The organism is Pseudomonas sp. GW821-FHT05D12, assembly GCF_059419825.1.
Genome location: NZ_JBWKSN010000002.1, coordinates 401,354 through 416,268, shown reverse-complemented (window position 1 = coordinate 416,268; position 14,915 = coordinate 401,354). Strand labels below are relative to the sequence as shown.

Genomic DNA, 14,915 nt, shown 5'->3' with positions numbered 1-14,915 from the left:
ACGCTATAACCCAAGTTTATTAGTTGGCCGCTCCTGATCGGGGGTGCGGGCAACTATTGCGTGTCGTTTGGTTCAAGGAAGATAAACCACTATGGCCAAGCCCATTGCCGTGGCGCCTTTATTCAAGGCGCTGGGTGAATACAAGAGCATCCTGATCAGTGTCGGCTGTTTTACCGCGCTGATTAACCTGTTGATGCTGGTGCCGTCGATTTACATGCTGCAAGTGTATGACCGCGTGCTGTCCTCGCAGAATGAAACCACCCTGGTCATGTTGACGCTGATGGTCGTGGGGTTCTTTGCGTTTATTGGCACACTGGAAGTTATCCGCAGTTTTATCGTGATCCGTATTGGCAGCCAGTTGGAACGCCGTTTCAACTTGCGCGTGTACAAGGCCGCCTTTGAACGCAACCTGCAACGCGGTCAGGGGCATGCCGGCCAGGCGCTGGGCGACTTGACCCTGTTGCGCCAGTTCATCACCGGCCCGGCGCTGTTCGCGTTTTTCGATGCGCCGTGGTTTCCCCTCTACCTGCTGGTGATTTTCCTCTTCAACGTGTGGCTCGGGGTCCTGGCCACGGCGGGTGCGGTGCTGCTGATCGGCCTGGCGTGCCTCAACGAATACCTGACTAAAAAGCCCTTGGGCGAGGCGGGCGCCTATTCCCAGCAATCGAGCCAACTGGCCACCAGCCATTTGCACAACGCCGAGACCATCCAGGCCATGGGCATGCTCGGTTCGCTGCGCAAACGCTGGTTTGCCGTGCATTCGCAATTTCTGGGGTTGCAGAACACCGCCAGCGACACCGGTTCGGTGATCACGTCCTTGAGCAAATCCCTGCGCCTGTGCCTGCAGTCACTGGTGCTGGGCCTGGGCGCATTGCTGGTGATCAAGGGCGATATGACTGCCGGGATGATGATCGCAGGCTCGATCCTGATGGGCCGCGTACTGAGCCCCATCGACCAGTTGATCGCGGTGTGGAAACAGTGGAGTTCGGCCAAGTTGGCCTACCAGCGCCTGGACGATCTGCTGCGTGAATTCCCTCCCGACAGCGAGCCGATGAAACTCCCGGCGCCGCAGGGCCAGGTGAGCTTCGAGCAGGTCAGCGCGGGGCCGCCCGGACGGCGCACGCCGACCCTGCATCAGGTCAGCTTCACCCTGGGCGCCGGCGAAGTCCTCGGCGTGCTCGGCGCTTCCGGTTCCGGCAAATCCACCCTGGCCCGCGTGCTGGTGGGGGTGTGGCCAACCCTGGGCGGCACCGTGCGCCTGGATGGCGCCGACATCCATCGCTGGGACCGCGAAGACCTCGGCCCGCACATTGGCTATCTGCCCCAGGACATCGAATTGTTCAGCGGCAGCATCGCCGACAACATCGCGCGTTTTCGCCAGGCCGATCCGGCCTTGGTCGTGCAGGCTGCGCAACAGGCCGGCGTGCATGAGCTGATTCTGCGCCTGCCGCACGGCTACGACACGCTGCTCGGCGACAACGGCGGCGGCCTCTCTGGTGGGCAGAAGCAGCGGGTGGCCCTGGCCCGCGCCCTGTATGGCGGGCCGCGCCTGATCGTGCTGGATGAGCCCAACTCCAACCTCGACACCGTCGGCGAAGCGGCCCTGGCCAGCGCCATCGTGCAGATGAAAGCCCAAGGCAGCAGCGTGGTACTGGTCACCCATCGCTCTTCGGCATTGGCCCAGGCCGACAAATTGCTGGTGCTCAACGAAGGCCGCCTGCAGGCGTTTGGCCCGAGCCAGGAAGTGTTGCGCGCATTGTCTGGCCAGCCGGAAGCACCGAAGGAAAAGCCCGGTGTGAGTTTCAGTCGTCAGTATCAAGCGGGAAGGAATCCAGGCGCATGAGCAGTCTCACTTTTGAACAACGTGACGCCCGGTTCTTCGTGCGCATGGGCTGGTTGCTGACCGTGGTCGGCGCCGGTGGATTTTTCCTCTGGGCCAGCCTGGCGCCGCTGGACCAGGGCATTCCGGTGCAAGGCACCGTCGTGGTCTCGGGCAAGCGCAAAGCGGTGCAAACCTTCAGCCCGGGCGTGGTCAGCCGGATTCTGGTGCGCGAGGGCGAAACGGTTAAACAAGGCCAGCCGCTGTTTCGCCTCGACCAGACCCAGAACCAGGCTGATGTGCAGTCGCTGCAAGCCCAGTACCGCCTGGCCTGGGCCAGCGTGGCGCGTTGGCAGAGCGAGCGCGACAACCGTTCCAGCATCCACTTTCCCGCGGAGCTGAGCAGCAACCCCGATCCGGCCCTGGCCCTGGTGCTGGAAGGCCAGCGCCAACTGTTCAGCAGCCGCCGCGAAGCCTTTGCCCGTGAACAGGCGGGGATCCGCGCGAACATCGACGGCGCCACTGCGCAACTCGGCGGCATGCGCCGGGCCCGCAGCGACCTGACCGCCCAGGCCCAATCCCTGCGTGATCAACTGAGTAACCTGCAGCCGCTGGCCGACAATGGCTACATCCCGCGCAACCGCCTGATGGAGTACCAGCGCCAACTGTCCCAGGTGCAGCAGGACCTCGCGCAGAACACCGGTGAAAGCGGCCGCGTCGAGCAGGGCATTCTCGAATCGCGCCTGAAACTGCAGCAGCACAGCGAGGAATATCAAAAGGAAGTGCGCAGCCAATTGGCCGACGCTCAACTGCGCAGCCTCACGCTGGAACAGCAACTCACCTCGGCCGGGTTCGACTTGCAACACAGTGAAATCAACGCGCCGGCCGATGGTATTGCCGTCAACCTCGGCGTGCACACCGAAGGCGCCGTGGTGCGCGCCGGTGAAACCCTGTTGGAAATCGTGCCCCAGGGCACGCGCCTGGAAGTCGAGGGGCATTTGCCGGTGCACCTGGTGGACAAGGTCGGCACGCACCTGCCGGTCGACATCCTGTTCACCGCCTTCAACCAGAGCCGCACACCACGCGTGCCGGGGGAGGTCAGTCTGATCTCCGCCGACCAGATGCTCGATGACAAAACCGGTGCGCCGTATTACGTGCTGCGCACCACGCTCAGCGACGCGGCCGAGCAAAAACTGCAGGGCCTGGTGATCAAGCCGGGCATGCCGGCCGAGATGTTCGTGCGCACCGGCGAGCGCTCGCTGCTCAATTACCTGTTCAAGCCGCTGCTGGACCGCGCCGGCTCCGCGCTGACCGAGGAATGAGCATGAGATCGCTGCTTATTGCCGTGTTATTCAGCTGCGCCAGCGCTCACGCCGCCATGGGCCCGTTCGACGTCTACGAGCAGGCGCTGCGCAACGATCCGGTGTTTCTCGGCGCGATCAAGGAGCGCGACGCCGGCCTGGAGAACCGCACCATCGGCCGCGCCGGGCTGCTGCCCAAGCTGTCCTACAACTACAACAAGGGCCGCAACAATTCCCAGGCCACCTTGCCTGACGGGCGCGGCGGCAATTATCACGACGACCGCAACTACAACAGTTACGGCTCGACCTTCAGCCTGCAGCAGCCGCTGTTCGACTACGAGGCCTACGCCAACTACCGCAAAGGCGTGGCCCAGGCGTTGTTCGCCGATGAAAGCTTTCGCGACAAGAGCCAGGCGCTGCTGGTGCGGGTGCTGACCTATTACACCCAGGCGCTGTTTGCCCAGGACCAGATCGACATCGCCCGCGCCAAGAAGAAGGCCTTCGAACAGCAGTTCCAGCAGAACCGGCACCTGTTCGAGCAGGGCGAGGGCACCCGCACCGATATTCTCGAAGCCGAGTCGCGTTATGAGCTGGCCACGGCCGAGGAGATCGAGGCGCTGGACGAGCAGGATGCCGCCCTGCGCGAGCTGGGGGCGTTGATCGGAGTACAGAGCGTCAACATCGACGACCTGGCGCCGCTGAGTCCTGGCTTCGCCGCCTTCAGCTTGAGCCCGGCCAACTACGACACCTGGCACGAGTTGGCGATCAGCAACAACCCCACGCTGGCGTCCCAGCGCCAGGCCCTGGAAGTGGCGCGCTATGAAGTGGAGCGCAACCGCGCCGGGCACCTGCCGAAAGTCACCGCCTATGCGAGTTCGCGCCAGCAGGAGTCGGACAGCGGCAACACCTACAACCAGCGCTATGACACCAACACCATCGGCGTCGAAGTCAGCCTGCCGTTGTATGCCGGTGGCGGCGTCTCGGCGTCCACTCGCCAGGCCAGTCGCGCCATGGAGCAGGCCGAGTACGAGCTGGAAGGCAAGACGCGCGAGACCTTGATCGAACTGCGTCGCCAGTTCAGCGCGTGCTTGTCCGGGGTGAGCAAGTTGCGCGCGTACCAGAAGGCGCTGACGTCGGCCGAAGCGTTGGTGGTGTCGACCCGGCAAAGCATCCTTGGCGGTGAGCGGGTCAATCTCGATGCGTTGAATGCCGAGCAGCAGCTGTACAGCACACGCCGAGACCTAGCCCAGGCGCGGTATGACTACTTGATGGCCTGGACCAAGCTGCATTACTACGCCGGCAATTTGCGCGACACCGACCTGGCCAAGGTAGACGAAGCCTTCGGGCCCAAGAGGATCGAGCCTCCCGCTGCAGACAAGCCCCCTGTTGCAAACAAACCTCCTGAGGCAAGCCGCCCCCCTGTGGCGAGCGGGCTTGCCCCGCGTTGGGCTGCGCAGCAGCCCCAATAAAACCACACGCACAATCTCCGGCCAATTCCAACAACAAGAGAGACAAGACCATGGGTGTATTTGACTACAAAAACCTCGGCACCGAAGCCAGCAAAACCTTGTTCGCCGATGCCACCGCAATCACGTTGTATACCTATCACAACCTGGATAACGGCTTCGCGGTCGGCTATCAGCAACATGGCTTGGGGCTCGGCCTGCCGGCCACACTGGTCGGGGCATTGCTCGGCAGCACAGACTCCCAGGGAGTAATCCCCGGCATTCCCTGGAACCCCGACTCGGAAAAGGCCGCCCTGGACGCGGTGCACGCAGCCGGTTGGACGCCAATCAGCGCCAGCGCATTGGGCTACGGCGGCAAGGTGGATGCGCGGGGCACTTTTTTTGGCGAGAAGGCCGGCTACACCACGGCCCAGGCCGAAGTGCTGGGCAAGTACGATGACACCGGCAAACTGCTCGAGATCGGCATCGGTTTTCGTGGCACCTCGGGCCCTCGGGAAAGCCTGATTACCGACTCCATCGGCGATCTGGTCAGCGACCTGCTCGCCGCACTGGGCCCCAAGGACTATGCGAAAAACTATGCCGGCGAAGCGTTTGGCGGCTTGCTCAAGACGGTGGCCGACTATGCCGGCGCCCATGGCCTGAGTGGCAAGGATGTGCTGGTCAGCGGCCACAGCCTGGGCGGCCTGGCGGTCAACAGCATGGCCGACCTGAGCACCAGCAAATGGGCGGGTTTCTACAAGGACGCCAACTACCTGGCCTACGCCTCGCCCACCCAGAGCGCTGGCGATAAGGTCCTGAATATCGGCTACGAAAACGACCCGGTATTCCGTGCGCTGGACGGTTCCGCCTTCAACTTGTCGTCCCTCGGCGTGCATGACAAGCCCCACGAGTCGACCACCGACAACATCGTCAGCTTCAACGACCACTACGCCTCGACGCTGTGGAATGTGCTGCCGTTTTCCATCGCCAACCTGTCGACCTGGGTGTCGCATTTGCCCAGCGCATACGGCGACGGCATGACGCGTGTGCTGGAATCGGGGTTCTACGAGCAGATGACCCGTGACTCGACGATTATCGTCGCCAACCTGTCCGACCCGGCGCGCGCCAACACCTGGGTCCAGGACCTCAACCGCAATGCCGAGCCGCACAAAGGCAATACCTTCATCATCGGCAGCGACGGCAATGACCTGATCCAGGGCGGCAAGGGCGCGGACTTCATCGAAGGCGGCAAAGGCAATGACACGATCCGCGACAACAGCGGGCACAACACCTTTTTGTTCAGCGGGCATTTTGGCCAGGATCGGATTATCGGCTACCAGCCGACCGACAAGCTGGTGTTCCAGGGCGCCGACGGCAGCACCGACCTGCGCGACCACGCGAAGGCCGTGGGGGCCGATACGGTACTCAGTTTTGGCGCCGACTCGGTGACCCTGGTCGGGGTCGGGCTGGGCGGCCTGTGGAGCGAGGGTGTGCTGATCAGTTGAGGAGGGCGCGACGGATTATCGGCGGTCCATGCGTTTAACGGTTACCTGCGAGGTGTATCGCCTGTTGCCGTACGAGGGTTTGAGCATGTCCCGACTTCGATTGTTGCTGTGTGCCGTGGTATTGGGGTTGAGTGGGTGTGCGGTGTACCCGGCCTATCCAGGCCCATGCTGCTACCGCCCGTACTACCACTCCTACTATTACCATCCTTACTATCGCCCGTATTACTACCATCCGTACTACCGGTATTGATCGGTCCCAACAAAAAGCCCCGCATTGCGGGGCTTTTTCATCTCAGTCTTCCTTGCGCACCGTGGCGACATCATCGGCCTTGACCCGGATGTGCTTGCCGGCAATGTCGGTGAATTCGTAGAAACCGTCGGCGGTCTTGGTCTTGGGGGTGTCCTTGGTCAAATACTGCGTGCCGTTTTGCAGCGTCACTACGGTTTGCGTCGCGCAACCGGCCACTAGCAGAAAAGTGAGTGCAACCAGTGGCAGACCCAAATTCTTCATGTTCATAACCCTTACCTTTAACCCTGAAAAAACCACGCCAGGGGCGTGGGCCACAAATGTTACGCCATCGACTCACCCATCTGATCACTTTTATACAAAAAGTTGCCTGCGCCATTTATCTATTAGCGATTGCCACCAGGCTTTTGCGCCGGCACTCTGTATGCATAAACAGTATTTGATCAAAGCGCGCCATGGCCAATCCCCTCGAAGACCCGCTCTATTACCTGCATAACTTCCGCCAGGTCCTGCAATGGCTGGAGCAACGCTATGCCGACCTGCTGGATACTGACGAACAGCATTTCATTCAGCAATTTGACAGGTTGCCGCAAGCCTCCCAGGCGTTGCTGGTGCGCATGGTGATGCGCAAAGGTGTGCATTTTCGAGCAGGCAAGCTCAATTACCTGGAGGTCGGTTGTCCGCATGCCGCCGCCGAGCCGTTGCTGGAACTGGGCTGGGTGGATGCGCAATGCCTGCTGGCCTTCGAAGAGCTGTTCGCCTTGCTGCAAAAAAGCGAACTGTTGGGCACGTTCAAACCCTGGATCGAGCAGCCCAGGGGCAAGAAAGCCGATTGGCTGGAGGGCCTGGCCGCCCAGTTCAGCGAGGCACGCAGTTTTGCCGACTGGTGCCCCGACCTTGCCGACCGCCTGTACAGCCTCACCGTCATGGAGTTGTGCGACCGCCTGCGCCTGATGTTCTTCGGCAACCTGCACCAGGACTGGTCCGAGTTCGTGCTGGCTGACTTGGGCATCTACACCTACGAAAAAGTCGAGTTCTGCGCCGAGTCCCGGGGCTTGCGCAGCCGCGAGGACGTGCACGGGTTCCTGTTCCTGCACCAATGCCAGCAAGCCTTTGAGGCCGGCGAAGCATTGGCACAGGTGCTGGCGCAAGTGGCGACGCTGCACACCGACAACCCGTGGCTGGAAAAACGCCGGGCCAAGCTGCTGTTCCAGATCGGCCAGTATTGCGAGCGCAGCGCCGAACTGGACCTGGCGCAGCAGATCTACCGGGGCTGTGCCTATCCGGGCGCCCGCGCGCGGCTGATTCGCGTATTGGAACGCCAGGAGGACTACGCCCAGGCCATGGCCCTGGCGAGTGCCGCGCAACAGGCGCCGGAAAGCGCCGCCGAGCAACAGCACCTGTTGCGCGTATTGCCACGCCTGCGGCGCAAGCTCGGCGCGCCGCCGTTGCCCAAGGCCAAGCCACGGCCGGTCACGCGCCTGGACCTGGCCCTCGCGCTGCCCGAGCCGTTGATGTCGGTGGAGTACTGCGTGCAGGCGCACCTGAGCGAGCCCGATGCGCCGGTGCACTACGTCGAGAACGGGCTGATCAATTCATTGTTCGGCCTGTTGTGCTGGGACGCGATCTTCGCGCCGCTGCCGGGTTCGTTTTTCCACCCCTTCCAGCGCGGCCCGGCGGACCTGCACAGCGAAGACTTCCACCCGCGCCGCGCGGCATTGTTCACTGCGTGTTTTGCGCAACTGCAGGATGAAGGCTACAAGACCACTATCCGCCAGCGCTTTAGTCAAAAATGGGGAATCCAGTCACCCTTCGTGTTCTGGAACCTGCTCAGTGAAGAGTTGCTGGAGCAGGCATTGGCCTGTTTACCGGCCGAGCACCTGCGCTACTGGTTTGAGCGGCTGTTGCTGGATATCCGCGCCAATCGCACCGGGATGCCGGACCTCATCCAGTTCTGGCCGGCGCAAAAGACCTACCGCATGATCGAGGTCAAGGGCCCCGGCGACCGCCTGCAGGACAACCAGCTGCGTTGGCTGGAGTTCTGCGGTGAATACCAGATGCCGGTCACCGTCTGCTATGTGCGCTGGGCGGAGCACGCCGCTTGAGCTATACCGTGGCCGTGCGCGCACTGTGTGAGTTCACCGCCAAGGTGGGCGACCTCGACCTGCGGTTTACCCCATCGCCCAGCGCCCAGGAAGGCATTGTCGGCCATCGCACCGTGGCCTCGCGGCGCAGCGCGCACTATCAGAACGAAGTGGCCCTGGAGGGCGAGTACCAGCAACTTAGGGTACGGGGCAGGGCGGACGGCTATGACCCGGACGCCAATCGCCTGGAAGAGGTCAAGACCTATCGCGGTGATCTCGACGCCCAGCCCGCCAACCATCGGCAACTGCATTGGGCCCAGGTCAAGGTGTATGGCTGGCTGATGTGCCAGAAGCTCGGCCTCACCGAGATCGACCTGGCGCTGGTGTATTTCGACATCGTCGGCGAGGGCGAAACCCTGCTCAACCAGCGCTTCCAGGCCGCCGAGCTGGAGCCGTTCTTCAACCGGCAATGCGCACTGTTCCTCGGCTGGGCCGAGCAGGAAATGCAGCACCGCGACGCGCGCAACCTGGCGGCGCAAAGCCTGGCCTTTCCGCATGCCGACTTCCGCGCCGGCCAGCGCACCCTTGCCGAATCGGTATACAAGGCGGTCAGCACCGGCCGCTGCCTGATGGCCCAGGCCCCCACGGGGATCGGCAAGACCATCGGCACGGTCTTCCCGCTGCTCAAGGCGCTGGCGCCGCAGCAGCTGGACAAGGTGTTTTTCCTGACTGCCAAGACTCCGGGGCGCAAACTCGCGCTCGACGCCTCCCAGGTGCTGTTCGACAGCAGCCCCGACCTGCAATTGCGCGTGTTGGAGCTGGTGGCGCGCGACAAGGCCTGCGAACACCTGGACAAAGCCTGTCATGGTGATTCTTGCCCGCTGGCCAAGGGTTTCTATGATCGACTGCCCGCCGCGCGTACTGCCGCGTCCAAGGTGCGCCTGTTGAACCAGCGCAACTTGCGCGAGGTGGCCCTGGCCCATGAGGTATGCCCGTACTACCTGAGCCAGGAGATGGCGCGCTGGGCCGACCTGGTCGTCGCCGACTACAACTACTATTTCGACTTTGGCGCCATGCTGTTCGGCCTCGCCCAACTCAACCAATGGCGAGCGGCGGTGCTGGTGGATGAAGCCCACAACCTGGTGGAGCGTGCCCGTTCGATGTACAGCGCGAGCCTTGACCAATACAGCCTCAAGATCCTGCGCGACATCGCCCCCGAGCCCCTGAAAAAGCCGCTGCAGCGCCTGAACCGTGAATGGAATGCGCTGCACAAGGACCAACTTGCGCCGTACCAGGCCTATACCGCCCGCCCGGAAAAACTCCTGCAGGCCCTGAGCCTGTGCGCCAGTGCCATGGGCGACTATTTCAATGATCATCCCGAGGCGCTGGCGGGTGACCTGCAAGCCTTCTACTTCGAAGCGCTGCAATTTGCCAAGGTGGCCGAGCTGTTCAACGAGCACTTCATTTTCGATATCAGCAAGCGCCAGTTCAGTGGCAAGCGCAGCAGTTCAACCCTGTGCCTGCGCAATGTGGTGCCCGCCGAATTCATCCGGCCCCGTTTGACGGCGGCGCGCAGCAGCGTGCTGTTTTCCGCGACATTGAGCCCGCGCCACTTCTACGCCGACTTGCTGGGCCTGCCGGCGGACACTGCCTGGATCGACGTCGAATCACCGTTCAAGGCCGAGCAGCTGCGTGTGCGCATCGTCGATGCCATCTCGACCCGGTTTGTGCACCGCGACGCCTCGCTGGAACCCATCGTCGAACTGATCGCCCAGCAATTTGCACAGCAACCGGGCAACTACCTGGCGTTTTTCTCCAGCTTCGATTACCTGCAGCAGGTTGCACAGCGGCTGGCCGAGCGACACCCGCACATTGCGCTCTGGCAGCAGTCACGGGGCATGGCCGAAGCCGAGCGCCAGGCGTTTCTCGACCAATTCACCGAGCACAGCCAGGGCATCGGCTTCGCCGTGCTCGGCGGCGCATTCGGCGAGGGCATCGATTTGCCCGGCACCCGCTTGATCGGCGCGTTTATCGCCACCCTGGGCTTGCCGCAATTGAACCCGGTCAATGAGCATATGAAAACGCGCATGGGCGCAATTTTCGGCGCCGGCTACGACTACACCTATCTGTACCCCGGCATTCAAAAAGTCGTGCAGGCCGCGGGCCGGGTGATCCGCAGCCAGCATGACCGCGGCGTGGTGATGCTGATCGATGACCGCTTCGGCGAAGCGCGTGTGCGCCAGTTGCTGCCGCGCTGGTGGACGCCGGCGACGGTAACCTGAGCGGCTGGCCACGCGTGAGCGCCGGGCCTGGGAATGTGCCTGCCCGCCGTTGGGGCGGCGTTGATGACCGCGCATTTGGCGCAAATGATGCTGGTGCAAATCCTGTGGCTCTATCACTCTGCCTGGGCGCCACTCCACGCGCCTGTGTCGCGCTGAAGCGCCGAGTGAAACCTACACAAGGAGGCCAGTGATGAACGCTATCGAGCAGGACAGGATCCAGGTCAAAGGGATTGAGTTGAGTGTGTACATCGCCGGTCCGGAGCAGGGCCGGCCGATCTGGCTGCTCCACGGTTTTCCCGAGTGCTGGCATTCCTGGCGCGAACAGATCCCCGCGCTGGCGGCGGCTGGGTTCCGGGTGTTTGTCCCGCAAATGCGCGGTTACGGCCAATCGAGTTCGCCGCCCGAGATTGCCGATTATGACGTGCTGACGCTGTGCGCCGATATCCAGCAGGCCATGGATCACTTCGGCCATGCACAGGTGGTGATGGTCGGCCATGACTGGGGCGCCGTGGTGGCCTGGCACCTGGCGCTGCTCGAACCCGAGCGCATTACGCACTTGATCACGTTGTCGGTGCCATTTGCCGGGCGTGCGCGGCGGCCGGTGATCGAAATCCTGCGTGAGCTGTACGCCGAGCGCTTCAATTACATCGTGTACTTCCAGCAACCCGGCGTCGCCGAGCAGGAACTGGACGCGGATATCGAACGTACGCTGCGTTTGTTCATGCAGGATGAAGATTTGTTTTTGCAGAAGCGGTCCGCCGACTCAAGCTTGTTCGACGGTGCGCAGCCCCCTGGTCCGCTACCGGCGTGGTGTTCACGGGAAGACCTGGACGTCTACGTGCAGACCTTCGCCGAGCATGGCTTTCGTGGCCCGCTGAACTGGTATCGCAACTTTGAGCGCAACTGGCAACGCAGCGAGTTCCTGGCCGGCCGGCAGGTGCTGCAACCGACGCTGTTCCTGATCGGCGACCGCGACCCCGTCGGCGTGTTTGAAGCCCACACCCTCAAGCGCATGCCGGAGTCGGTGCCGAACCTTGAGCAGCAGGTCCTGGCCAATTGCGGTCACTGGATCCAGAACGAGCAAGCTCAGCGGGTCAACGCGTTGATGCTCGGGTTTCTAGGGAAAACGTAAAGGTCGCGCCGTGCCCTGGGCGGTCGACCAGACGAATGCTGCGCCCGTGCAATTGCAGGATGCGGTGCACGATGCGCAGGCCCAGGCCACCGTCGCGCCGCGCGCCGCCGATGGTGAAGGCACGCAGGAACAAGCCTTCACGCAGTTCGGCGTCGATCCCCGGGCCACTGTCGCTGACGGTTACTGCCACGCCATCGGCGGCTGGCGACAGGATCACCTCGACTTCGCCATTCACCGGTGTATGGCGCAAGGCATTGTCCAGCAGGTTGGTGAGCACGCGTTCGATCAGGCCCAGGTCCGCCAGCACGGTGGGCACCTGCGGGGGCAGGGTAGCAGTCAAGGTGATGGCGCGCGCCTCGGCGGTGAGTTCGAATTTCTGGAAGATGTCCTGCACCAGGTCCGGCAGGGAGAAGCCTTCGATCACTGGCTGCACAAAGCCGTGTTCCAGGCGCACCAACTCCAGCAGCGACTGGGCCAGGCCACCGACCTTGCGACTCTGGTCAAGGGCAATGCCGAGGTAGCGCCGGCGCTCTTCGGGGCTCAGGCTGGCATCCTTGAGCGTCAAGGTTTCCAGGTAGCCATGCAGGGACGCCAGCGGCGTGCGCAGGTCATGGGAGATGTTGGCGACCATTTCCCGGCGTTCCTGGTCCTGATGGGTGATGGCCCGCCACTGTTCGCCCAGGCGGTTTTCCATCTGCACGAAAGCGTGGTCGAGCACGGCGATTTCGTCGCCACTGTCGAGTTCCGGGGTGGCCGACGCCTGGGTTTTCGGCGCGCCGTTGATATCGAACTGACCGACCTTGTCGGTGAGCTGGCGCAACGGCCGGGTGATCCACGCGAAGGCGATGAGCCCCGCCAGCAGGCACAACAGGGCCACCAGGCCGATGGACCACAGCGCAATCTTCAGCGCCATGCCCGTGGCGTCCTTGGCGTCGTACACATCATGGGCTTCGCCGAGCAGCACCACGTACAGGAAGCCGGTTTGCTGGCCGTTGGCCTTGAGCGGCGCGGCGCTGAACACCTTGCGCCCGTCGACGCTGCGCGGGTCATCGCCAAGGATCGGCAGCATGGCGCCGCTGAGGAAGCGCCGGATCGGTGCCAGGTCAACCTGGTCGCGCAGCAGGTGGCCGCTGGGTGCGGCATTGCCGACCACACGGCCGTCGATGTCGAGCAGGTACACCTCCACACTCGGGTTGACCAGCATCAACTGGCTGAAGAGGTTGCGCACGGCGTCGGGCTTGAGGCCATCGGCGTCCATCAACTGCGTGTCACGGGCGATATGTGCGGCCAGGTCACGGGACAGGCCTTGCACCACTTCCAGCTCGTGCATGCGGTTGGAGCGCACTTGCAGCCAGGCCGAGGTGCCACTGCAGATCACCAGCAGCACGGCGAACACCACCGACAGGCGCTGCGTCAGGGTCAACTTCATGGCGGGCTCTCGGCGAACTTGTAGCCTCGGCCCCACACCGTGAGGATGCGCGCGGGGTTGGCCGGGTCGGCCTCGACCTTGGCGCGCAGGCGGTTGATATGGGTATTCACCGTGTGTTCATAACCTTCGTGGCTGTAGCCCCACACGGCGTTGAGCAGGTCCATGCGCGAGAACACCTTGCCGGGCTGGCGCGCGAAGAAATACAGCAGGTCGAATTCCCGTGGGGTGAGGTCCAGGCGCTGGCCTTGCAGCGTCGCGTCACGGGTCAGCGGGTTGATGAACAACTGGCCGAGGTCGAGGCTGCCGGCGTCCATCTTCAGGTTGCGTGCCATTGCATCGACCCGGCGCAACAGTGCCTTGACCCGCGCGACCAGCTCCGGCATCGAAAACGGCTTGGCCAGGTAGTCATCCGCGCCCAGCTCCAGGCCGAGGATGCGGTGCAGTTCGCTGGAGCGCGCGCTGGTGATGATGATCGGCGTGTAGCGCGTCATGGCGCGGGCGCGCCGGCAGATTTCCAGACCGTCGACGCCGGGCAGCATCAGGTCGAGTATCAATGCATCCCAACCGCCTTGCTCAAGCAGGCGCAGGCCTTCGTCGCCGTCGGCGCTGTGCACCACGTCGAACTGCTCATCGCGCAGGTGCAGGCAGATCAGGTCGGCAATATGCGCATCGTCCTCGACCACCAGGACACGTTTGGGCTGATCCATGTAAGAGAAACCTTCGCTTGTCGTTCGCGCATTGTGCGGCTTTTGCAACAGTGTAGTTATCACGAATTGTTTAACTCTGCGTGAGGATTCCGCGACCGTAATTCCTCCAACATCCGCCTATCGAAAGAGCGCGGGTTGTGGTGGTTCTGGTTTTGGCTGTGGCAGGGGGGGCTGGCAGTGACAGTGGCAGGGATTGTGGTTGTGGCGAGCGGGCTTGCCCCGCGTTGGAGTGCGTAGCGCTCCCGCTTTTTTTGGGGCCGCTGCGCAGCCCAACGCGGGGCAAGCCCGCTCGCCACAGAAGCCTGCTCACCACAGAGTCCACTTACCACAGAGACCTGCCTACAAGAGCAGCCCGCCCACCACAGAAACCTGGCTACCACAGAAGCCCGCGCACCACAGTGTAATCGTCGCCCAATGGACGGTATGGATCGAGGAGAACAGCATGTATTCACGTCGACAAATTCTGCTGGCCGGTGGCGGCCTGGGTGTCGCCGTCCTGGCGGGTGGCCTGTTGAGACAGATCAACCTGGTCACCGCAGCCGAGGCCGCCGAGACGTTCGAGGTCAACCACACCGACGCCGAATGGCGCAGCCTGCTGACCGCCGAGCAATACAATGTCCTGCGCGAGGAGGGCACCGAGCGCCCCTACACCAGCGCCCTCAACGACGAGCACCGTGCGGGCACCTTCGCCTGTGCCGGGTGTGCGCTGCCACTCTTCTCCTCGGCAACCAAGTTCAACAGCCACACCGGCTGGCCGAGTTTCTGGCAACCGCTCGACAATGCCGTGGCCAGCCACACCGACACCTCCTACGGCGTGGTGCGCAAGGAAATTCACTGCCGCCGGTGTGGTGGCCATCAGGGGCACGTGTTCGATGACGGCCCGCCACCCACCGGTCTGCGCTATTGCATGAATGGTGCCGCCATGACGTTCACTGCGGCTTAAGCCGATGTTTACTTATCTGTC

11 protein-coding genes and 1 pseudogene are annotated in these 14,915 nt (G+C 63.0%); 9 read left to right on the top strand and 3 right to left on the bottom strand.

What is annotated here, in order from left to right:
* The first annotated feature begins 91 nt into the window (after positions 1–91).
* The 5 genes and pseudogenes from AC07SI_RS04955 (at position 92) to AC07SI_RS04935 (ending at position 6,320) form a co-directional block, all read left to right on the top strand.
* Positions 92–1,843: a type I secretion system permease/ATPase gene (locus AC07SI_RS04955; RefSeq protein ID WP_495005276.1), complete on the top strand. Its 1,752-nt coding sequence runs from the start codon at positions 92–94 to the stop codon at positions 1,841–1,843.
* On the top strand, positions 1,840–3,141 hold the full coding sequence (locus AC07SI_RS04950) for an HlyD family type I secretion periplasmic adaptor subunit (RefSeq protein ID WP_495005275.1): 1,302 nt from the start codon (positions 1,840–1,842) through the stop codon (positions 3,139–3,141). The genes AC07SI_RS04955 and AC07SI_RS04950 overlap by 4 nt, the downstream gene beginning before the upstream one ends.
* A 2-nt stretch (positions 3,142–3,143) precedes the next feature.
* Positions 3,144–4,469 (top strand): annotated as a pseudogene (locus AC07SI_RS04945) (TolC family outer membrane protein); the annotation flags it as partial.
* Between the two features lie 170 nt (positions 4,470–4,639).
* Positions 4,640–6,070: a polyurethane esterase gene (locus tag AC07SI_RS04940; protein WP_495005274.1), complete on the top strand. Its 1,431-nt coding sequence runs from the start codon at positions 4,640–4,642 to the stop codon at positions 6,068–6,070.
* 85 nt (positions 6,071–6,155) lie between these two features.
* Positions 6,156–6,320: a hypothetical protein gene (locus AC07SI_RS04935; RefSeq protein ID WP_162946084.1), complete on the top strand. Its 165-nt coding sequence runs from the start codon at positions 6,156–6,158 to the stop codon at positions 6,318–6,320.
* Between the two features lie 42 nt (positions 6,321–6,362).
* Here the strand turns inward: AC07SI_RS04935 and AC07SI_RS04930 are convergent, their stop codons facing one another.
* On the bottom strand, positions 6,363–6,587 hold the full coding sequence (locus AC07SI_RS04930) for a YgdI/YgdR family lipoprotein (RefSeq protein ID WP_065905126.1): 225 nt from the start codon (positions 6,585–6,587) through the stop codon (positions 6,363–6,365).
* Between the two features lie 185 nt (positions 6,588–6,772).
* On the opposite strand from AC07SI_RS04930, the gene AC07SI_RS04925 reads away from it, so the two are divergent.
* The 3 genes from AC07SI_RS04925 (at position 6,773) to AC07SI_RS04915 (ending at position 11,815) form a co-directional block, all read left to right on the top strand.
* Positions 6,773–8,422 (top strand): VRR-NUC domain-containing protein, encoded by a 1,650-nt coding sequence (locus tag AC07SI_RS04925; protein ID WP_495005273.1) that lies wholly within the window; start codon positions 6,773–6,775, stop codon positions 8,420–8,422.
* Positions 8,419–10,683: an ATP-dependent DNA helicase gene (locus AC07SI_RS04920; protein WP_495005272.1), complete on the top strand. Its 2,265-nt coding sequence runs from the start codon at positions 8,419–8,421 to the stop codon at positions 10,681–10,683. The genes AC07SI_RS04925 and AC07SI_RS04920 overlap by 4 nt, the downstream gene beginning before the upstream one ends.
* Before the next feature lie 190 nt (positions 10,684–10,873).
* Complete coding sequence (locus tag AC07SI_RS04915; RefSeq protein WP_495005271.1) at positions 10,874–11,815, top strand: alpha/beta fold hydrolase; 942 nt, start codon at positions 10,874–10,876, stop codon at positions 11,813–11,815.
* Here the strand turns inward: AC07SI_RS04915 and AC07SI_RS04910 are convergent.
* Both AC07SI_RS04910 and AC07SI_RS04905 read right to left on the bottom strand, forming a co-directional pair.
* Positions 11,778–13,244, bottom strand: coding sequence for a sensor histidine kinase (locus AC07SI_RS04910; protein WP_106803900.1), 1,467 nt, complete (start codon positions 13,242–13,244; stop codon positions 11,778–11,780). The two genes, AC07SI_RS04915 and AC07SI_RS04910, sit on opposite strands and share 38 nt — an antisense overlap.
* Positions 13,241–13,951: a response regulator transcription factor gene (locus tag AC07SI_RS04905; RefSeq protein ID WP_201144383.1), complete on the bottom strand. Its 711-nt coding sequence runs from the start codon at positions 13,949–13,951 to the stop codon at positions 13,241–13,243. Before AC07SI_RS04905 ends, AC07SI_RS04910 begins: the two co-directional genes overlap by 4 nt.
* Before the next feature lie 442 nt (positions 13,952–14,393).
* Here AC07SI_RS04905 and msrB point away from each other — a divergent pair, with 442 nt between their 5' ends.
* Positions 14,394–14,894, top strand: coding sequence for a peptide-methionine (R)-S-oxide reductase MsrB (gene msrB, locus AC07SI_RS04900; RefSeq protein ID WP_106803899.1), 501 nt, complete (start codon positions 14,394–14,396; stop codon positions 14,892–14,894).
* The last annotated feature ends 21 nt before the right edge of the window (positions 14,895–14,915 follow it).